Below are 18,897 nucleotides of genomic sequence, written 5' to 3' on the forward strand. Positions count from 1 at the left end.
CGAGCATAGTTGAACGCGTTCAAAAATTCTGCGACGATGGCCCTCGGCCCGGGGCGGTCCCGGGCCGAGGGGGTGCGGGACATGACGTGTGCGGTGCTGACGCCGTGGTGGCGCGCGAGGGTCGATCTCGGCCCGGCGGGGGCGGTCGAGGCGGGGGCGGCTGAGGTTGGGGGTGGGACCGCGCCGACGCCGATCCTGGACCGCGAGCACCCCCGGGTGCGGGCGCTGGTCCGGGCGGTGGGGGGCGAGGGCCCGCCGGTGGAGCGGCTGCGGCGGGCGCACCGGCTGATCGTGGCCCGGGTGCGGCCGGTGTACTCCGTGGAGGACCTCCGCCCGGTCTCCGAGGTGCTGCGACGCGGGCGCGGCTCGTGCAGCCAGCGGCTGGCGGTGCTGGAGGCCGTGGCCCGGGCCGGCGGTGTGCCCACCCGGGTCCGCGGGCTGGTGGTGGACGGGACGTTCTGGTACCCGCGCTTCCCGCGACTGCGGCGGATCGTCCCGGACCGGGTGGTGCTCGCCTGGCCGGAGTTCCGGATCGACGGCGGCTGGGTCTCCGTCGGCGAGCTCTTCGGCGCGGCCGCGGGTGGCGGCGCCGAGGGCGGCTTCGCGGAGGACGGCTTTGCGGGTGGCGGGTTTTCGGGTGGCGGGTTCGCCAACCGCGGGTCGGAGACGCTGTTCGAGGCGCTGGCCAGGACCCCGATCGACTGGGACGGCCCGGCGGTGTGCCCGGCGGACGGGGCGGGCTGCGACCTGTCGGCGTACGTGCTGGCGGACCTCGGCCGCTTCGACTCGCGCGACGAGCTGTTCGCGCGGCACGGCCAGACGCTCTGCGGGCCCGCCCGGCTGGTGGCGGAGCCGGTCCTCGGGCGGTGGGCGGCCGGCGCCGCCGCCTGAAAAACTTGCCGAAAAGGAAATCTTGCCGAAGCGGCAATAATCGGCCTAGGCTTGCTGCATGGCACCTGAGGACGACGCGGGCCTGCCCGGTGGGCCGGGGCTGCGCGAACGCAAGAAGCGGCAGACCCGGTTCGCGCTGAGCCAGGCGGCGATCAGGCTGTGCGTGCTGAACGGCTGGGACGGCGTCACGGTCGAGCAGATCGCCGCCGAGGCCGGCGTCTCCGTCCGCACCTTCCGGAACTACTTCGGCGGCAAGGCCGAGGCGATCGCCGCCACCCAGCTGGAACGGATGCTCGGCGTCGCCGAGGACCTGCTGGCCCGCCCGGCCGGCGAGCCGATCTGGGACTCGCTGCGGCACGCGGTCCTCGGCCGGTTTGTCCCGCCCGGCGGCTTCACCACCTCGCAGGACACCCGCTGGCGGGACGGCGTCCGGCTGATGCTGGCCGAACCGGCGCTCGCCGGTGAGATCGTCAAGGTCAACGCCGCCGCCACGCAGGAGCTGGCCCGCGCGGTCGCCCGGCGCACCGGCACGGACGCCGGCGACCTGTACCCGAAGCTGGTCGCGGCCGCCGTCGCGGCCGGTACGGCGGTCGCCGTCGAGCACGCCCTGCGCGAGGGGTGGCCGGCCTCGCTCGGCACCGTCCTGGCCGAGGTCTTCGAGCAGCTCGCCGCCGGACTTCCCGTCCCTTAGGCCGTCTCTTTCGGATCGCGTGGGGGCCGTCGGCGACCGACGAGAAGCCGTCGCGGGGGTACCTCCCGGCCGGGGGCTGGGGCGTGCGTGCTCCGGCGGCGGCCGCCCGGCGTGATCAGAAGGAGGCGGCCTGGGCCTGTCTTCCCGGTGCCGCCCGGTTCTTCCCCGTGAACGCCAAGGAGGCGTGACCGTGACAGTCGATGTGATCGTGGTGGGAGGCGGCCCGAACGGGCTGATGCTGGCCTGCGAGCTGGCCCTGGCCGGCGTCCGGCCGGTCGTCCTGGAGGAGCTGCCGCAGCCCAGTGGCGAGCCCAGGGCCAACGGCCTGCTCGGCCAGGTGGTCCGGCTGGTCGACCACCGCGGCCTGTACCGACCGCTCGGCGGCGGCGCCGGGGCGCCGGTGCCGAACTCCGCCTACTTCATGTTCGCCGCGATGGGCCTCGACCTGTCGCTGCTGGACGACAGCCCGATCCACACCCTGGCCGTGCCGCAGTACCGGATCGTCGAGGTGCTGGCCGAGCGGGCCCGCGAGCTGGGCGTCGAACTGCGGCGCGGGTACCGGGTCGACGGGCTCGTCCAGGACGGGGAGGCCGTCACGCTCGACGTCACCGGCCCCGGCGGCCCCGAGCGGCTGCGCGCCCGGTACGTGGTCGGCGCGGACGGCGCGCGCAGCGTCGTCCGCAAGCGGAGCGGCATCGGCTTCCCCGGCGTCAGCCACGACCGCCGTACCACCCGGACCGCGCACGTCGCGGTGCCCGCCGAGTGGGTCGACCCGGCCAGTGGCGCGCTGACCGTCCCCGGGCACGGGAGCGTGCTGCCGTTCCTGCCGCAGCGCACGGACGGCGGCGGGTTCACCTATGCGCCGTTCCCCGGCCTGCCGGTGCTGGTGAGCACCACGGAGTGGGACCAGCCGGCGGCCGACGGGCCGATGAGCCTGGCGGAGATGGCCGGGAGCATCCGCCGGGTGCTCGGCGTGGAGGTTCCGCTGGGCGCCCCGGACGGGCCCGGCCCGCACGTGCTGCGGCGCCAGGACGGCGGCAACACCCGGGTCGCGGACCGGTTCCGGGACGGGCGGGTGTTCCTGGTCGGCGACGCCGCCCACGTCTCCGCGGGTGGCGGCGGCTACGGCCTCAACCTCGGCCTGCAGGACGCCGCCAACCTCGGCTGGAAGCTCGCCGCCGCGCTGCGCGGCACCGCGCCCGACGGGCTGCTCGACAGCTACGACCGCGAGCGCCGCCCGGCCGCTCGCCGCATGGTGCTCAGCGCCGAGGCGCAGGCCGCGCTCACCGCGCCGGGCAGCGACACCACCGCGCTGCGGGAGCTGTTCGGCGAGCTCCTCGCGCAGCGCCGGGTCGTCCAGCACCTCGCCGACCTCACGGCCGGCACCGACGTGCGGTACGACATGGGCGCCGCCGAGCCGCACCCGCTGGTGGGCCGCTTCGCGCCGGAGCTGTCCGTGGAGGTGGACGGTACCCGGCTGCGGCTGGCGGAACTCGCCCGGAGCGGGCGGCCGTTGCTGCTCGACCTCACCGAAGGGCAGCTGGTGGGAGGCCTCCTGACGGAGGGGCGGTCCGAGGTGGACGTGGTCACGGCGGCCGGCGGCGTGGACGGGGCGGGCGGGCTGCTGGTGCGTCCGGACGGGTACGTGGCGTGGGCGTGCGGCGCGGCCGGGCCGGACGAGGCGGAGCGGGAGGAGCTCCGGGCCGCGGTCGGGCGCTGGTTCGCCCCGACCCGGTAGCCCGCCCGCGCCGGGCCCGCCTCCGGCCTGCCTCCGGTCAGACGAGCCGGCGCAGCAGCGGGATCGCCTCGCTCAGGCGGCGGTGCTCGGCCGGGGTGAGCCGGTCGGCGATGGCGGCGGCGATGGCGCCCTCGCGACGGGACCGCTGCGCGCGCAGCGCGGCGGTCCCGGCCTCCGTCGCGGTGACCAGCAGCTTGCGGCCGTCGGTGGGGTGCGGCTGCTGGGCGACCAGGCCGGCGTCGGTGAGCAGGGCGACCGTGCGGGCCATCGACTGGTGGCGCACCCGCTGCAGGTCGGCGAGTTCGGCGGTGGTGCGGGGCCCCTCGCGGACCAGCCAGCCGAGGACGGCGGCCTGGTTCTGCGGCAGCGCGTCGTCCACCCGCAGGGCACGGACCAGGGTGCCGATCGCCAGCCGCAGTTCGGCGGCGGTCTCCAGGGGGTCGGTGCTCTCCATGGGGGAAGTGTATCCCGCCTGTCTACAGCAAAACTGTGCAGTCTTGCTGTACTGTTTTCGGCATGCGACTCACCAAGTTCGGACATGCCTGCGTACGGATCGAGCGCGACGACACCGTGGTGGTGATCGACCCCGGGGCGTTCACCGAGCCCGAGGCCGTCCTGGGCGCGGACGCCGTGCTGATCACCCACGAGCACTTCGACCACTTCACCGAGGCGCAGCTGCGCGCCGCCGTCGAGGCCAACCCCGGCCTGCGGATCTGGGCCAACCGCGCGGTCGCCGCCCAGCTGGACGGCATCGGTGCCCGGGTCGCCGTGGTCGGCGAGGGCGACGCCTTCGACATCGACGGCCTGCCGGTCACCGTCCACGGCGAGTGGCACGCCGTGATCCACCCGGACATCCCCCGGGTCAAGAACATCGGCTTCCTGCTCGACGGCGCCCTCTTCCACCCGGGTGACGCGCTCACCCTGCCGCCGCACTCCGTGGAGACGCTGCTGCTGCCGATCGGCGCGCCCTGGACCAAGGTCAGTGAACTCATCGACTACGTCCGGGAGTTCAAGCCGGTTCGGGCGGTCTCCGTGCACGAGGCGGTGCTCAGCGAGATCGGCCAGACGGTGCACGGCCGCCAGCTCGGCCCCGAAGGCCCGGGCACCGGCGCCGAGTTCGTCCGGCTCGCGGCCGGCGAGTCGCTCGACCTGGGCTGAGCCGGGCCCGGCCGGTTGGCCGTGTGACAGACTGCGATCATGACAACGGGGATGATCACCGCTGCGGCGGCGGGGAGTTGGCGGCTCGGCGACCTGGAGGTGAACCGGATCGGCTTCGGCGCGATGCGGATCACCGGCAGCGGCGCCTTCCACCAGGGCGTGCCGAGCGACCGGGCGCGGGTGATCGCGGTGCTGCGCAGGGCCGTCGAACTCGGCGTCAACCACATCGACACGGCGGCCTTCTACTTCTCGCGGCTGCGCTCGGCCAACGAGCTGATCAACTCGGCGCTGGCGCCGTACCCGGAGGACCTGGTGATCACCACCAAGGTCGGGCCCGGCCGCGACCCGTCCGGCGAGTGGTACGGGGCCGGGCCCGAGCAGCTGCGGGGGCAGGTCGAGGAGAACCTGCGCCAGCTCGGCCGCGACCACCTCGACGTGGTCAACCTGCGCCTGTTCGGCCCGCGCGGCACCACCCCGGCGGCCGAACTGTTCGGCGCACTCGCCGAGTTGCGGCAGGCCGGGCTGATCCGGCACCTCGGCCTCTCCAACGCCGGCGCGGAGGACCTGGCCGCGGCCCGGGCGATCGCGCCGGTGGTGTGCCTGCAGAACCCGTACGGCATCGACATCCGGCGCGAGGACGACGCGCTGGTGCGCGAGTGCGCGGCGGCGGGCATCGCCTACGTGCCGTTCTTCGCCATCGCGACCACCGGCCGCGAGGGCGGGCGGGGCGGCGGCGAGTACCCGGCGGTCGAGGAGGTCGCGCGGGCCCACGGCGCCACCCCGGCCCAGGTCCGGCTCGCCTGGACGCTGGGCCGGGGAGCGAACGTGCTCGCCATCCCGGGCACCGGCAACCCCGACCACCTGGCCGAGAACGTCGCCGCCGGCGCGCTGCGCCTCACCGCGGAGCAGACGGCGCGGCTGGACGCACTCGCCCCCGCGCAGCCGGACGCCGTGCAGCCGGACGCCGCGGGCCGGGGTCGCTCGGGCGGATGAGGCCGGGGCGTCCGTTCGGCCGCCGCCCGGCATGTCACCCGCGGGTGCAGGGCGGCGGTGCTCAGTATCGGCAGGGTCCCAGGTTGTCCCAGTCCGAGGTGGTGGCCCCTTTGATCAGATCGACCCGTGCGCGCGTGGCCGCGGTGACCGTCGCGCTGGCAGCGCTCTGTGCTGTCGGAGGTGCCGGAACCGCCGAGGCGGTGCCGACGCCGGAGCACCACTGTGTCTCGGAGGGGGTCGACCTCAACGCGTACCTCGGGATTTCCGAGCGGATCATCGGTCCGCCCGGCTGCCGGGAGGCGCTGGCGGGGGAGCGCTGGGTCCGGTTCGCCCCTCCGTGGGGCACCGCGCCCAGTGCCCAGGGAACGGTCTACCCGGCGGGCTACACGCCCTCGCGGCCGGCGCCGATGGACGACTTCCTGGCCAAGTTCCAGGGCATCCGGGTGGTGCAGGACATCGGCACGCCCCGTGAGTGGAGCGCGGTCACCGGCCCCGAGGCGGTACGCCGCCTGGACAACGTCGAGGGCCTGACCTTCGCGTTCTTCGCGAGCAACCCGCTGCGGCCGCTCTCCGTCGGCCGGCACACCACCACGGTTTTCATGCGGCTGAGCGCCGAGCACTGCGACGGGGTGAGCACGGACCCGGACGCGAGCTGCCTGCCGGCCGGGGAGTTCCCGTGGACCGGCGACGCCCCCCTCACCTTCTTCCCGCGCAGGCCGTGAACCGCCCCGGCCCGGGCCCGGACATCCGTCGGGCCCGGGCCGGCGTGCGGGTCAGGCCGGGAGGAGGGCGGGTTCGGCGGCCGGGGTGAAGGGGCGGCCGTCGAGCGTCCAGTGCGGGTCGGGGGTGATCTCCAGGGCCGCGTAGACGTGGGCGGCGACGTCCGTGTGGTGCAGCGGGCCGACGGGGGCGCCGGGGACGATGCCGGGGCCGGCGGCGGCGATCCAGGCGGTGCGCTCCAGCTCGCTGCGGCCGCCGTGGCCGCCCTGGTCGACGTGGCCGTGGTCGGTGACCACGATGACCGTCCACTCCTCGCCGGCGTGGCCGGGGCGGGAGCGGACGGCGTCCAGGATGCGGCCGAGGCGGGCGTCGGCGGCCTCGATCGCCCGGCGGTACTCCGGGCCGCAGCCGAGGAAGTGCGCGGTCTCGTCGGGCGAGCCGAGGTAGACGAAGGACGCCTGCGGGTCGTCGTCGCTGCGGCCCAGCACGTACTCGGCCTCGGCGGTGACCCGCTCGTCGCAGACCTCCCACGCCGCCGGGGTGTCCTCCAGCGGTGCGATGTAGGAGAGCCGGCCGGGCGCGGCGAACAGCGGGCCGCCCGAGCGGTTCAGGAACAGCGGCTCCCAGCCGCCGGCCGCGAAGGTCCGGCGGCGGTGCACGGCCGCGAGCCGGGTGGTGAAGTCGGGGAAGACGTCCAGCCGGTTGCCGCCCAGGTGGTTGCCGTACACGCCGTGCTTGGCGACGCCGACGCCGGTGACGACGGTGGCCCAGCACGGGCCCGACATGGTCGGGGTCGCCTCGTCCACCTGGACGGGGGCCAGGAAGCCGGCGGCGGCGACCGCGTCCAGGTGGGGGGTGTGCAGCGCGTCCAGCAGGTCGAGACGGACGCCGTCGATGCCGACGACCAGGACGCGGCGCGGGCCTGCGGGCCAGAGGCTGGACATGGGACTCCCGTTCGGTGAACTTGTGTGAACAACACACTAGTGCGGCCGGGGTGGTCCGGGGGAAGGGCCGGAGGCTCCGGCCGGGCGGGAGTTGGGGCGGGCGCCGGAGAGTTCGCCTGAAGTTCGTTCGCCGTTCGGGCGGGGCGGGGCGGCCGGGAGAGCGTCCCGACCGGCCGGTAACCTTGGCGCATGCTGAGGATCGGACTGACGGGCGGAATCGGCGCGGGCAAGAGCGAGGTCTCGCGACAGCTCGCCGAACTGGGTGCGGTGATCGTCGACTCGGACCTGATCGCCCGCGAGGTGGTCGCCCCCGGGACGCCCGGCCTGGCCGCCGTGGTCGAGGAGTTCGGCACCGGCGTGCTCCGCGCGGACGGCGGGCTCGACCGCCCCGCGCTCGGCGCCGTCGTCTTCACCGACCCGCAGCGCCTGGCCGCCCTGAACGCCATCGTCCACCCGCTGGTCCGGGCCCGCTCCGCCGAGCTGGAGGGCTCCGCCGGGCCGGACGCGATCGTGGTGCACGACGTCCCGCTGCTCGCCGAGAACGGCCTCGCCCCGCTGTACGAGGCCGTCATCGTGGTGGACGCGCCCGACCAGGTGCGGATCGACCGGCTGGTCGAGCTGCGCGGCATGGCCGAGGACGAGGCCCGGGCCCGGATGGCCGCCCAGGCCACCCGCGAGGACCGCCTCGCCGTCGCCGACCTGGTGATCGACAACGGCGGCACGCTCGACGAGCTCACGCCCCGGGTCCGCGAGGTCTGGCAGCGACTGAAGGACCGGCAGGCCGCGCAGGGCCGGGCCGCCGAGGGTTAGGCGCCGACGGGCGCGGCCGCGTGCTGGACGGCGGCCGCGGCGAGGGCCCGGACGATCGGGTGCGCGCGGGTGCCGTCGCCGGCCAGTTCGGGCTGGAAGAGGGTGGCCAGGAAGAAGGGGTGGCCGGGGAGTTCGGCGATCCGGACGTCCCCCGTGTCGTCGGCGCCGGTGAAGCGCAGGCCGTGCGCGGCCAGCACACCCAGGTGGGCCGGGTCGAGGCCGTACGAGCAGTGGTAGCGCTCGACCGTCCGCTCGGCGCCGAGCACGGCGGCGGCGAGGCTGCCGGGGGTGACGGTCACCGCGCCCTCGTGGCCCACCAGGGAGCAGGCGAGCGGCACGATCACCGGGTCGGGGGCGGCCGGGTCGTTCTCGGCGTGCCCGGCGTCGGCGAGCCCGCAGACGGTGCGGGCGTACTCGAGGATCGCGTGCTGGAAGCCGGCGCACGTCCCGAGGAAGGGGATGCGCCCCTCCCGGGCGGCGCGGACGGCGGCGATCGCGCCGGCTTCGCTGCGGTACGGGCTGCCGGGCAGCAGCCAGACGGCGTCGAAGCCGGAGAGCGTGCCCGGGGCCCCGGCGTCCTCGGTGGGGATCCAGTACGCGTCCAGGACCAGCTGCTCGCGCTCGGCGAGGGCGTCGAGGAGTCCGGGGATGCGGGCGTGCGAGCGGACGGCCGGGGAGCGGTCGCCGACCAGGGCCAGGCGTGCGGTGAAGGAGTTCATGGCTGCCATCGTCGGGCGCCTGGCATCATCACGTCCAACGATGATTCCTGAGATTGACATCAGGGTTACTGATGGAGGGTGGATGGATCCGCAGCAGCTCCGGACGTTCGTGGCGGTCGCGCACCTGGCCTCGTTCTCGGAGGCGGCCCGTGAGCTCGGGTACACGCAGTCGGCCGTGTCGCAGCAGATCGCTGCGCTGGAGGGCGACGTGGGGGTGGCGCTGCTGGAGCGTCGGCCGGTCCGGGTCACGGCGGCGGGGGAACGGCTGCTGGAGCACGCCGGTTCGCTGCTGCTGCGGCTGGACGCCGCCCGGGCGGACGTGCGGCGGGTGGTGGGGGTGAGCGGCGGGCGGGTGGTGATCGGGGCGGCCGGTGCCACCGTGACGGCGGCGGTCGCGCAGGCGCTGGCGGCGGTCCGGGCGCGGTACCCGCGGGTGGAGGTGAGGATCACCCAGGTCGCCCGGGCCGCGGTCGCGGCGCAGGTCGCCACCGGGGTGGTGGACGTCGGGCTGGTGGACGGGGTCGCCGCGCCGAGCGACCCGCTGGCACTCGGGGACGTGGGGCCGCTGCGGACCGTTGCGGTGGCGGAGGAGCCGCTGGCGGTGCTGATGCCCGCCGGGCACCCGCTGGCCGGCCGGAAGGGGCTGGCGCTGGCCGACCTCGCGGACGCCCGGTGGCTGGACGCGCCGGACGTGGCGATGGAACTCGACCGGCTGCGGGCGGTGGCGGGCCCGGGGTTCCGGGCGGCGGCCCGGTACGAGGGTGGGGAGGTGCGGGGGCTGCTGGCGCTGGTCGCGGCGGGGCACGGGCTGGCGCTGGTGCCGCGGCCGTCGGCGGGCGGTGCTGGCGTCGCGGCGGTGCCGCTGCGCTCGCCGCGCCTGGTGCACCGGACGGAGCTGGTGCACGGGGCCTTGGCGGAGGGGCCGGTGGCGCTGCTGGTGGAGACGTTGACGGGCCGCTGACGCGGCGGCTCAGTGGTCCCAGGCGCGGGGGCGGGTCTGGGCCTCCCACTCCTCGCGGAGGAGGGCGAGGATCGCGAGGTCGTGGCGGCGGCCGCGGTGCTGGCAGGCGGAGCGGCGGACGCCCTCCCGGGTGAACCCGGAGCGGGCGAGCGTGGCCAGGGCGGCGGCGTTGGTGGTGTGGGTGACGGCCTCGACCCGGTGCAGCGGGAGTTCGCCGAAGGCGAGGTCGGTGAGGGCGTCGAGGGCGTCCGAGGCGTAGCCGTGGCCGCGGAACCCGGGGGCGAGCAGGAGGTAGGCCTCGGCGGTGCCGTCGGCGAGGTCCTGGTCGGTGAGGGCGATGTGGCCGATCGGCGTCCCGTCGGGCAGCAGGACCAGGAAGTCGTCGCGGTCGTTGTCGCCCTGGTCGCGTTCGATGCGCTCGCGCAGGGCGGACAGGGCGCGCGGCCAGATGCCGATCTCGTGGGCGGCGGTCGGGTCGGAGCGCCAGCCGTGCAGGAGTTCGGCGTCGTCCGTGTCGAGCGGCGCGAGGGCCACCTTGCGGCCGCGCCAGCAGGGCAGGCGGCCCGGGTCGGTCCCGTCCTCGTGATCGGTGTCGCTCATGCGCGGATCGTACGAGGGCGGCTCCCCGGGCCGGTAGCGAATTTCGGTCAGGCCGGCTGGAGGAGGTCCCAGCGGTTGCCGTACAGGTCCTCGAAGACGGCGACGGAGCCGTACGGCTCGTGCCGGGGCTCTTCCAGGAAGCGGACGCCGGCGGCGAGCATCCGGGCGTGGTCGGCGGCGAAGTCCCCGGTGGTGAGGAAGTGCCCGACCCGGCCGCCGGTCTGGTCGCCGATCCGGGCCCGCTGCTCGGGCTTGGAGGGGCGGGCGAGGAGCAGGCCCGACTCGGTGGATCCGCGCGGGGCGACCACCACCCAGCGGGAGCCGTCGGGGCGCGGGGTGTCCTCCCGCAGCTCGAACCCGACGGCGTCCACGTAGAAGGCGATCGCCTCGTCGTAGTCGGCGACCAGCAGGGCGGTCAGGGAGATGTGTGCCATGCGCACCATGATCCCCGAGCCGCGGGTCAGGGCTTGCGCGCGACGCCCGCCCAGATCGCGACCTGGGAGTCGGTGGGCTGCTCGGGCTGGTCGGGGCGCCACTGCGGGGCGGTGACCAGGCCGGGCTCCTGGAGTTCGAGGCCGTCGAAGAAGCGCAGCACCTGCTCGCGGCTGCGCATGGTCAGCTGGGCGGTGGCGTTCTTGTAGATCGCCGGGCCGCGGCCGGCCTCCTCCGGCGTGCTGAAGTCGCCGGTGGCGTGCGAGATCGCCAGGTAGCTGCCGGACGGCAGCGCGTCGACCAGGGTGCGGACGATCGCGTACGGGTCGTCGGCCTCGTCGACGAAGTGCAGGACGGCGAACAGCAGCAGCGCCACCGGCTGGTCCAGGTCGAGGAGTTCGCGCACCCCCGGATCGGCCAGGATCGCCTTCGGCTCGCGCAGGTCGGCCTGCAGCACGGAGACACTGCCCCGAGCGGCGCCGGCCAGCAGCGCCCGGCCGTGGACCAGCACGATCGGGTCGTTGTCCAGGTACGCCACCCGGGCGGACGGCGCGACCCGCTGGGCCGTCTCGTGGGTGTTGCCGGCGCTCGGTATGCCGGTGCCGATGTCGAGGAACTGCCGGATGCCCTGCTCGGCGAGGTGCCGCACGGCGCGCTGCAGGAACGCCCGGTTGGCGAGCGCGCTGATCCGCACCAGCGGCCCGAGCGCCAGCACCTGCTCGGCGGCGGCCCGGTCGGCCGGGAAGTTGTCCTTGCCGCCGAGGTAGTAGTCGTACATCCGTGCCGGGTGCGGGACCTCCGGACGCAGGTCGGCCGGCGGGCGGGCCTCCCCGTCGCCGTTCATCCAGTCGAGCGCCACGTCCTGATGGTCGGTCATCTGATCCCCCGTTCGGCCGTACGTACCGTACGGAGGGCAGCATAGACGGGACGGGTGTTGTCCACGCGTCGGTCCGCGACCCGGGCCGCGACCCGGTCCGCGGGTCAGTCCTGGGACGGGCGGGGCTCCGGGCCGGTGGAGGGGTCCCGGGTGAGCAGGTAGCGGGCGCCGGGCCCGGACTCGGCCGCGCGGTCGCCGGCGTTGTACAGCGCGCAGCGGCTCAGCGACAGGCAGCCGCAGCCGATGCAGCCGGTGAGCTTGGCCTTCATCAGTTCGAGCTCGGCGATCTGCCGGTCGATCCGGCTCTGCCAGGCGGTGGCCACCGCGTTCCACTCCTGGTGGCTGGGGGCCCGGTCGTGCGGCAGCCGGTCGAGCGCGGTGTGCACCTCGTCGAGGGAGAGTCCGACCTGCTGCGCGGCCCGGACGAAGGCCACCCGGCGCAGCGTCGAGCGGGCGAAACGGCGCTGGTTGCCGGTGGTGCGCTCGGCGTGGATCAGCCCGAGCTTCTCGTAGTAGCGCAGCGCGGAGGTGGCCATGCCGCTGCGTTCGGCGAGCTGGCCGATGGTGAGCAGGTCGTGCCGGGTCGGTCCCATGGCACGCAGGATACCGCTTGACTTGAAGTCGACTTCAAGTTGCACGCTCTTCCCCATGACCACCGAGACGCCCTCCCGGTACGGCTTCGCCGACCTGCCGGGGCTGATGGGCCTGATGACCGGCGACGAGAAGCACGGACCGGCCGCCACCTCCACCCTGGACGCGCTCTGGGTGCTCCACGACCGGGTGCTGCGGGTCTCGCCCGCCACCGCGGACGCCCAGGACCGCGACCGTTTCCTGCTCTCCAAGGGCCACGGGCCGATGGCGTACTACGCGGTCCTCGCGGCGAAGGGCTTCCTGGCCGCCGAGGTGCTGCCGAGCTTCGGCAGTTACGACTCGCCGCTCGGCCACCACCCCGACCGGCTGCTGGTACCGGGCGTCGAGATCGCCTCCGGTTCGCTGGGCCACGGGCTGCCGCTGGCGGTCGGCACGGCACTGGGCCTGCGGGCGCAGGGGCTGACCGACCCGGCGGTGTGGGTGCTGATCGGCGACGCCGAGTTCGACGAGGGCAGCAACCACGAGGCCCTCGCCTTCGCCGGGGCCGCCGGACTGGACCGGCTGCACGCCGTGGTGATCGACAACTCCTCGGCCACGCACGGCTGGAGCGGCGGCATCGCGCGCCGCTTCGAGGTCGAGGGCTGGTCCACCGAGACCGTCGACGGCCGCGACCACGAAGCCCTCCACCGCGCCTTCACTGCCCCGCACCCCGGCCGGCCGCACGCCGTCGTCGCCCGGGTCGAGCCCAAGAACTCCTGAGGAGCCCGCAGATGGAAACCATGCGCGAACGATTCGCCGCCACCGCCGGCGAGTTGCTGGACTCGGACTCCCGACTGGCCGTGGTCCTCGCCGACATCGGGGTGGACGGCTTCGCCGGCGCGGCCGCCAGGCACCCGGACCGGGTCGTCAACGTCGGCATCCGCGAGCAGCTGATGATCGGCGTCGCGGGCGGGCTGGCCCTCACCGGCCTGCGCCCGATCGTCCACACCTTCGCCGCCTTCCTGGTCGAACGGCCCTGGGAACAGGTCAAGCTGGACCTCGTCCACCAAGGGGTCGGGGCGGTCCTGGTGAGCGCCGGCGGATCGTACGACTGGCCGGCCGGCGGACGCACCCACATGTCGCCGGGCGACGTCGCGCTGCTCGACACCCTGCCCGGCTGGACGGTGCACGTCCCCGGCCACCCCGACGAGGCGGAGACCCTGCTGCGGCACGCGGCCGCCGACGGGGACGGCCTGGTGTACCTGCGGCTCTCCGCCCACCGCAACGAGCACCCGGTGGACGTCCGGCCCGGGCGGTTCACCGTGGTGCGGGAGGGTCGGCGCGGCGTGGTGCTCGCGGTCGGGCCGATGCTGGACGCGGTGCTCGCCGCGACCGAGACGTTCGACGTGACCGTGCTGTACGCGGCCACCGTCCGGCCGTTCGACGCGGAGGGGCTGCGCGCCGCGACCGGGGAACGGGCCGACGTGGTGCTGGTCGAGCCCTACCTGGCCGGGACCTCGGCGCTCGCCGCGCACGAGGCCCTGGCGGACCGGCCCCACCGGGTCCTGGCCCTCGGCGTCCCGAAGGCGGAGCACCGGCAGTACGGGTCGATCCCGGAGCACCTGGCGGCGTACGGGCTCGACGGCGCCGGGCTGCACACCCGGATCGCCGGGTTCCTCCGCTGAGCCGACGTAGGCTTCGCTCCGAAGCCATGCCCGCACGGAACGCGAGGGAACCGCACGGATGATCGACGACCGGCACCTGCTCGACATCTGCCGCCACCTGTTCGACGAGGCCGTCGAGGGCGACGAGGGCAGCGAGCAGCAGCTCGACGCGTTCACCCCGGAGCTGGAGCGGATCGCCCTGGCCGGCGACAGCGGTGCGCAGGACCTGCTGGGCGGCGTGGCGCTGGTGCTCGCCGAGGACGAGACGGCCGCCGCCCGCTGGTTCGCGCTCTCCGCCGCCGCCGGGAGCCCGGTCGGTGCCCGCTCGCTCGGCCACCTGTACGCGCAGGGCGCGGGCGTGCCGCGCGACACCGCCCGGGCGCTGGAGCTGTTCCGCGCCGCCGTGGCCGGCGGGGACGCTTCCGCCAAGGCCACGCTGGGGCGCCTGGCCCGCGCGGGGGTGGCCGAACTCCCGGCCGAGGAGACGCTCGGCCTGCTCACCGAGGCGGCCGGGGCGGGGATCGCCGAGGCGAGCGCCGAACTCGGCGACCTGCTGGCCGAGGCCGGCCGGCCCGCCGAGGCCTTGGCCCGCTGGACCGAGGCCGCGGCGGCCGGCCACGAGCGCGCCACTGTCCTCGCCGCCGAGTGCTACCGCGACGGCGTCGGCACCGAGGCCGACCCGGTGCGGGCCGTCCAGCACTACCTGATGCTGCTGGACCACCACAGCGGCGCCGGCGTGCCGCAGGCGCTGGCGCTCGCCCGGCACCTCACCGACGACCAGGTCCGCGAGGCCTGCCGCCTCGCCGGCCGCGACGACCACGCCCGCTCGATCCTCGACACCGTCCGCGACTGACCTCCGGCCGGGAACGGAACCGCCCGGCGGCGGTCAGGCGGTCTGGACGATCACCGTGGTGTCCGGGGCCAGGTAGAGGTGGTCGTCGGTGCCCGGCCAGCAGTCGCCGTGGAGGGCGAGGGTGGCGCGGTAGGGGGCGTCGAGGGGGACGGCGAGGGGGGTCTGGCCGCCGAGGTGGACGATGACCCGGTAGGGGCCGCGGTGGACGGCGAGCCAGCCCTGCTCGGCGTCGTGGGTGACGCGGACGGCGGACAGGTCGGCGTCGGTGAGCTCCGGGACGGTGCGGCGCAGGCGGATCAACTGCCGATACCAGTCGAGGAGTTCGGCGTGCGGTCGGCGCTGCGGCTCGGTCCAGTCGAGCACCGAGGCGAGCACCGTGGAGCGGGCCTGCGGGTCGGGTACTTCCTCGGCTTTCCAGCCGTACTCCGCGAACTCGCGGCGCCGTCCCTGCCGGACGGCCTCGGCGAGGCCGGGGTCGGTGTGGTCGGTGAAGAACTGCCAGGGGGTGGAGGCGCCCCACTCCTCGCCCATGAAGAGCATCGGGGTGAACGGTGAGGTGAGCACCAGCGCGGCCCCGGCGGCGAGCCGGCCGGGGGTGGTGAGGGCGGAGAGCCGCTCGCCGGTGGCGCGGTTGCCGATCTGGTCGTGGGTCTGCAGGTAGCCGAGCAGCCGGTGCCCGTACTCCGCGGGGAACGGCCGCCCGTGGTGGCGGCCGCGGAAGGTGGACCAGGTGCCGTCGTGGAAGAACCCGCGGGTGAGGGTCTTGGCGACGGCGGCGTACGGGTCGGCGCCGAAGTCGCCGTAGTAGGCCTGGGACTCGCCGGTGAGCAGGGCGTGCAGGGCGTGGTGGAAGTCGTCGCTCCACTGCGCGTCCAGGCCGAGGCCGCCGGCCTGCCGGGGGGTGGTGGTGCGCGGGTTGTTGAGGTCGGACTCGCCGATCAGGAACAGCGGCCGCCCGGTGGCGTCGGCCAGTTTCCGCACCTCGACGGCGAGTTCCTCCAGGAAATGCAGGGCCCGGTTGTCGACCAGCTCGTGCACGGCGTCCAGGCGCAGCCCGTCGATCTGGTAGTCGCGCAGCCAGGCCAGCGCGCTGCCGATCAGGTAGGCGCGGACCTCGTCGGAGCCCGGGGTGTCGAGGTTGACCGCGGAGCCCCAGGGGGTGTGGTGGCGGTCGGTGAAGTAGGGGCCGAAGGCGGGCAGGTAGTTGCCGGAGGGGCCGAGGTGGTTGTGGACCACGTCGAGGATCACGCCGAGTCCGCGCCGGTGGGCGGCGTCGACGAAGCGCTTGAGGCCTTCGGGGCCGCCGTAGGGCTCGTGCACGGCCCACAGCGAGACGCCGTCGTAGCCCCAGCCGTAGCGGCCGGGGAAGGGGCAGACCGGGAGCAGTTCGACGAAGTCGACGCCCAGGTCGACCAGGTGGTCGAGGCGTTGGGCGGCGGCGTCGAAGGTGCCGTCCGGGGTGAAGGTGCCGATGTGCAGCTCGTACACCACGGAGCCGGGCAGCGGCCGCCCGTGCCACGGGGTGTCGGACCAGTGGAAGGCGGCGTGGTCGACCTTGCGGCTGAGCCCGTCCGGGCCGTGCGGCTGGTGGGCGGAGCGCGGGTCGGGCAGGGCCGGCCGGCCGCCGAGGCGGAAGCCGTAGTCGCCCTCGGGTGCCTCGCCCTCCCACCAGCCGGGCCGGTCGGGGATCCGGGTCATCAGGTACGGGATGGCCCCGACCTCGACCTCGACCACGACTGCGTCGGGGGCCCACACCTGGTAGCTCGTCACGAGACCTCCGTCAGCAGAGCCACCGGGTAGCGGCTCAGCAGGTACGACAACTCCACCGGCCCGCCGAGGAAGTGACGTTCCGTCAACTGGTCGGTCCAGCGCCCCTCGGGGAGCTCCAGCACTGTATCCCGCCAGCCGCCGGCCCGGTGCAGGCCGTAGGGCAGCCGGGTCGCGGCGGCGATCAGCCGCGGGCCGCGGGCGAAGGCCAGCAGGTGGTCGGCGCACGGTCCGCTCGCGGCGAGCGGCGCGTACGGCCCGAACGGGTGGGTCTTGCGCAGGTGCAGGGCGGTGGTGGTGAGGTGCAGCTTCTCGCGGGCGAGGTCGTCGGCGCGGTCGGCGGGGGAGTCGGTGAGGCGGACGGCGAGCGCGTCCAGGTCGACGGGGGCCCGGTTGTCCGGGTCGACCAGGGTGTAGAGCGGCTCCTCGCTGCCCTGGTACAGGTCGGGGACGCCGGGGACGGTGAGCTGCAGCAGCGCCGAGGAGAGCGAGTTGCTGCGCGCGAACGGCGCGATCAGCTCGACGAAGCCGGCCATCCGCGGGCACAGCACCGGGTTGGCGAGCGCGCCGCGGACGTATCCGGTGAGCCACTGCTCGAAGCGCTCGTCGGGGCGGATCCACGAGGTGCGGCGCTTGGCCTCGCGGGCGGACTTGAGGATCACGCCGGTCAGCCGCTCCGCGGAGGCGGGCCAGGCGCCGAGCAGGGTCTGCCAGATCAGCCAGGCGGTCGGCCGGTCGGCGCACGGGCCGGCGGCGGTGGTCCAGGCGGCGCACTCGGCGGCCCACGCCTCGGGCAGCTCGGAGAGGACGGCCAGCCGGGCGCGGGCGTCGGCGCTGCGCTTGGTGTCGTGGGTGGAGAGCGCGGTCATCGCGTCCGGCCAGGCGCGCTCGCGCTCGGCGCACCAGCGGTGGAACTCGGCGGGGGTCACGCCCGGCCGGCCCGGGTCGCCGCCGACCTCGTTCAGGCTGAGCAGCGCGTTCCAGCGGTAGAAGGCGGTGTCCTCGACGCCCTTGGCCGCGACCGCGGAGGCGGTCTGGGCGAACCGGGCGCAGAACTCGTCCTTGGCCTCGGAGCGGCCCAGCAGGCCGAGCGCCAGGTCCCGGACCAGGCGGCCGGTGGCGTCGTCCTCGGCGGCGTCCCCGAGCACGGCGACCGCCTCGGCCGGCGGGTCCTCGCCGGGCACCACGTACGGCCGGTACACGGGGTAGGCGGTGAACAGGTCGGTCAGTGCCCGGCGCAGGTCCAGCGGGGAGTGGTCGGCGAGGGCCGCCTCGGCGGCGCAGATCCGCTGGGTGAGCCGGACCAGCCGGTCGGTCTCGGCGGCCAGCTCGCCGCCGGGGGCGGTCTGCTCGGCGCGGCCCTGCCGGGCGGCCTGGGCGGCGGTGGTGCGGTCGGCGACGTCCCGCTGGTACGCGGTGACCAGGCGCTCCGCCCCGGCGTGGTCGGTGAGCACGCCGTCGATCCGGCGCAGCGCGTCGTACCCGGTGGTGCCGGCGCACGGCCAGTCGGCGGGCAGCTCCTCCGGGCCGGTGAGGATCTTCTCCACCACCGTGTACGCGCCGCCGGTGGCCTCCGACAGGCGCCGCAGGTAGCCGCGCGGGTCGGCGAGGCCGTCCGGGTGGTCGATCCGGAAGCCGGCCAGCACGCCGTCGGCGTGCAGCCGCAGCAGCACCCCGTGGGTGGCCTCGAAGACCTCCGGGACCTCCATCCGGACCGCGATCAGCTCGTTCACGGTGAAGAAGCGCCGGTAGTTCAGCTCGCCGGCGGCCAGCTTCCACCAGGCGAGGCGGTACCACTGGCGGGAGAGCAGCTCGGGCAGCTGCAGCTTCTCGGTGCCGGGGCGCAGCGGCAGGACGTGCTCGTGGTAGCGCAGCACGTCCCCGTCGACGGTGAGCTGGTCGAGGACGGCGCCGAGCCGGTCGCCGAGCAGCGGCAGCAGCAGCCGGCCCCGGGCGGGGGCGTCCGCCGGGCCCGGCTGGGCCGTCCAGTCGACGTCGAACCAGGCCGCGAACGGCGAGTCCGGGCCGTCCCGCAGCACCTGCCACAGCGGGCCGTTGAGCCGTTCGGGGACGGGCAGCGCCATGTGGTTGGGCACCACGTCGGCGATCAGGGCGAGGCCGTGCCGGTGCGCCTCGTCGGCCAGCGAGCGCAGGGCGGCCTCGCCGCCGAGCTGCTCGCTGATCCGCGAGTGGTCGACCGTGTCGTAGCCGTGCGTGGACCCGGGTGCGGCCTCCAGGAGGGGCGACAGGTGCAGGTGGGAGACGCCGAGCGCGGCCAGGTACGGCACCGCGCGTTCGGCGTCCTGCAGGGTGAAGCCCGGCTGGAGCTGCAGCCGGTAGCTGGCCGTCGGTGGGTGTGCGGCGGCTGAGGTCATGCCTCATGCCTACCCGGGCACCCGGGCCGGTATGGGATCGAACTGCGCCAACCGGGGGGCGGGCCCGGCCGGAACCACGGGCGGTGCGGGTGCGTCCGCAGGGGCGTGGACGCTGCTGTGGGGCTCGGGCGCGC

The 18,897-nt window shown here is 75.3% G+C and carries 20 protein-coding genes; 11 read left to right on the plus strand and 9 right to left on the minus strand.

Annotated elements, in window-relative coordinates; translation table 11 throughout:
* The first annotated feature begins 81 nt into the window (after positions 1 to 81).
* The 3 genes from ACGFX4_RS18460 to ACGFX4_RS18470 all read left to right on the plus strand — a co-directional run bounded on the left by ACGFX4_RS18460 (position 82) and on the right by ACGFX4_RS18470 (position 3,320).
* Positions 82 to 891, plus strand: coding sequence for a transglutaminase domain-containing protein (locus ACGFX4_RS18460; RefSeq protein ID WP_393075307.1), 810 nt, complete (start codon positions 82 to 84; stop codon positions 889 to 891).
* Positions 892 to 949: 58 nt separating this feature from the next.
* Positions 950 to 1,582, plus strand: a complete 633-nt coding sequence (locus ACGFX4_RS18465; protein ID WP_393075133.1) for a TetR family transcriptional regulator — start codon at positions 950 to 952, stop codon at positions 1,580 to 1,582.
* Between the two features lie 190 nt (positions 1,583 to 1,772).
* Positions 1,773 to 3,320 carry an FAD-dependent monooxygenase gene (locus ACGFX4_RS18470; RefSeq protein ID WP_393075136.1) on the plus strand — a complete coding sequence of 516 codons (1,548 nt, stop codon included), beginning with the start codon at positions 1,773 to 1,775 and terminating at the stop codon, positions 3,318 to 3,320.
* 37 nt (positions 3,321 to 3,357) lie between these two features.
* Here the strand turns inward: ACGFX4_RS18470 and ACGFX4_RS18475 are convergent, their stop codons facing one another.
* Complete coding sequence (locus tag ACGFX4_RS18475) at positions 3,358 to 3,774, minus strand: MarR family winged helix-turn-helix transcriptional regulator (RefSeq protein WP_393075139.1); 417 nt, start codon at positions 3,772 to 3,774, stop codon at positions 3,358 to 3,360.
* Positions 3,775 to 3,836: 62 nt separating this feature from the next.
* On the opposite strand from ACGFX4_RS18475, the gene ACGFX4_RS18480 reads away from it, so the two are divergent.
* The 3 genes from ACGFX4_RS18480 to ACGFX4_RS18490 all read left to right on the plus strand — a co-directional run bounded on the left by ACGFX4_RS18480 (position 3,837) and on the right by ACGFX4_RS18490 (position 6,193).
* Positions 3,837 to 4,478, plus strand: a complete 642-nt coding sequence (locus tag ACGFX4_RS18480; protein WP_393075142.1) for an MBL fold metallo-hydrolase — start codon at positions 3,837 to 3,839, stop codon at positions 4,476 to 4,478.
* Positions 4,479 to 4,517: 39 nt separating this feature from the next.
* Positions 4,518 to 5,471 carry an oxidoreductase gene (locus ACGFX4_RS18485; RefSeq protein ID WP_393075145.1) on the plus strand — a complete coding sequence of 318 codons (954 nt, stop codon included), beginning with the start codon at positions 4,518 to 4,520 and terminating at the stop codon, positions 5,469 to 5,471.
* Between the two features lie 134 nt (positions 5,472 to 5,605).
* Positions 5,606 to 6,193: a hypothetical protein gene (locus ACGFX4_RS18490; RefSeq protein WP_393075148.1), complete on the plus strand. Its 588-nt coding sequence runs from the start codon at positions 5,606 to 5,608 to the stop codon at positions 6,191 to 6,193.
* A gap of 51 nt (positions 6,194 to 6,244) precedes the next feature.
* On the opposite strand, the gene ACGFX4_RS18495 is transcribed toward ACGFX4_RS18490, so the two are convergent.
* Entirely contained in the window at positions 6,245 to 7,135 is an 891-nt protein-coding gene (locus ACGFX4_RS18495; protein ID WP_393075151.1) for an alkaline phosphatase family protein, read from the minus strand.
* Between the two features lie 189 nt (positions 7,136 to 7,324).
* Between ACGFX4_RS18495 and coaE the strand changes: the two genes are divergently transcribed.
* A complete protein-coding gene (gene coaE / locus ACGFX4_RS18500) occupies positions 7,325 to 7,945 on the plus strand; it encodes a dephospho-CoA kinase (RefSeq protein WP_393075154.1) in 621 nt (206 codons plus the stop codon).
* Here coaE and ACGFX4_RS18505 read toward each other — a convergent pair.
* Complete coding sequence (locus tag ACGFX4_RS18505; protein ID WP_393075157.1) at positions 7,942 to 8,664, minus strand: hypothetical protein; 723 nt, start codon at positions 8,662 to 8,664, stop codon at positions 7,942 to 7,944. The two genes, coaE and ACGFX4_RS18505, sit on opposite strands and share 4 nt — an antisense overlap.
* Before the next feature lie 82 nt (positions 8,665 to 8,746).
* Here ACGFX4_RS18505 and ACGFX4_RS18510 point away from each other — a divergent pair, with 82 nt between their 5' ends.
* A complete protein-coding gene (locus ACGFX4_RS18510; RefSeq protein WP_393075160.1) occupies positions 8,747 to 9,625 on the plus strand; it encodes a LysR family transcriptional regulator in 879 nt (292 codons plus the stop codon).
* 9 nt (positions 9,626 to 9,634) lie between these two features.
* On the opposite strand, the gene ACGFX4_RS18515 is transcribed toward ACGFX4_RS18510, so the two are convergent.
* The 4 genes from ACGFX4_RS18515 to soxR form a co-directional block, all read right to left on the minus strand.
* Positions 9,635 to 10,225 (minus strand): GNAT family N-acetyltransferase, encoded by a 591-nt coding sequence (locus ACGFX4_RS18515; protein WP_393075163.1) that lies wholly within the window; start codon positions 10,223 to 10,225, stop codon positions 9,635 to 9,637.
* A gap of 47 nt (positions 10,226 to 10,272) precedes the next feature.
* Entirely contained in the window at positions 10,273 to 10,659 is a 387-nt protein-coding gene (locus ACGFX4_RS18520; RefSeq protein ID WP_393075166.1) for a VOC family protein, read from the minus strand.
* Positions 10,660 to 10,685: 26 nt separating this feature from the next.
* The gene (locus ACGFX4_RS18525; RefSeq protein ID WP_393075169.1) at positions 10,686 to 11,534 is read right to left on the minus strand and encodes an SAM-dependent methyltransferase; all 849 of its coding nucleotides are present in this window, start codon (positions 11,532 to 11,534) and stop codon (positions 10,686 to 10,688) included.
* 104 nt (positions 11,535 to 11,638) lie between these two features.
* On the minus strand, positions 11,639 to 12,127 hold the full coding sequence (gene soxR, locus ACGFX4_RS18530) for a redox-sensitive transcriptional activator SoxR (RefSeq protein ID WP_393075171.1): 489 nt from the start codon (positions 12,125 to 12,127) through the stop codon (positions 11,639 to 11,641).
* A gap of 55 nt (positions 12,128 to 12,182) precedes the next feature.
* Here soxR and ACGFX4_RS18535 point away from each other — a divergent pair, with 55 nt between their 5' ends.
* The 3 genes from ACGFX4_RS18535 to ACGFX4_RS18545 are packed head-to-tail and all read left to right on the plus strand — an operon-like array spanning position 12,183 to position 14,621.
* Positions 12,183 to 12,884, plus strand: a complete 702-nt coding sequence (locus tag ACGFX4_RS18535; protein ID WP_393075174.1) for a transketolase — start codon at positions 12,183 to 12,185, stop codon at positions 12,882 to 12,884.
* 11 nt (positions 12,885 to 12,895) lie between these two features.
* Positions 12,896 to 13,789, plus strand: a complete 894-nt coding sequence (locus ACGFX4_RS18540; protein ID WP_393075177.1) for a transketolase family protein — start codon at positions 12,896 to 12,898, stop codon at positions 13,787 to 13,789.
* Positions 13,790 to 13,847: 58 nt separating this feature from the next.
* On the plus strand, positions 13,848 to 14,621 hold the full coding sequence (locus tag ACGFX4_RS18545) for a tetratricopeptide repeat protein (protein WP_393075180.1): 774 nt from the start codon (positions 13,848 to 13,850) through the stop codon (positions 14,619 to 14,621).
* Positions 14,622 to 14,654: 33 nt separating this feature from the next.
* On the opposite strand, the gene treZ is transcribed toward ACGFX4_RS18545, so the two are convergent.
* Both treZ and treY read right to left on the minus strand, forming a co-directional pair.
* Positions 14,655 to 16,391 (minus strand): malto-oligosyltrehalose trehalohydrolase, encoded by a 1,737-nt coding sequence (gene treZ, locus ACGFX4_RS18550; protein ID WP_393075183.1) that lies wholly within the window; start codon positions 16,389 to 16,391, stop codon positions 14,655 to 14,657.
* On the minus strand, positions 16,388 to 18,763 hold the full coding sequence (treY, locus tag ACGFX4_RS18555; protein ID WP_393075186.1) for a malto-oligosyltrehalose synthase: 2,376 nt from the start codon (positions 18,761 to 18,763) through the stop codon (positions 16,388 to 16,390). The genes treZ and treY overlap by 4 nt, the downstream gene beginning before the upstream one ends.
* Between the last annotated feature and the right edge of the window lie 134 nt (positions 18,764 to 18,897).

This window comes from Kitasatospora sp. NPDC048365 (assembly GCF_043200835.1).
Classification (GTDB): domain Bacteria; phylum Actinomycetota; class Actinomycetes; order Streptomycetales; family Streptomycetaceae; genus Kitasatospora; species Kitasatospora terrestris.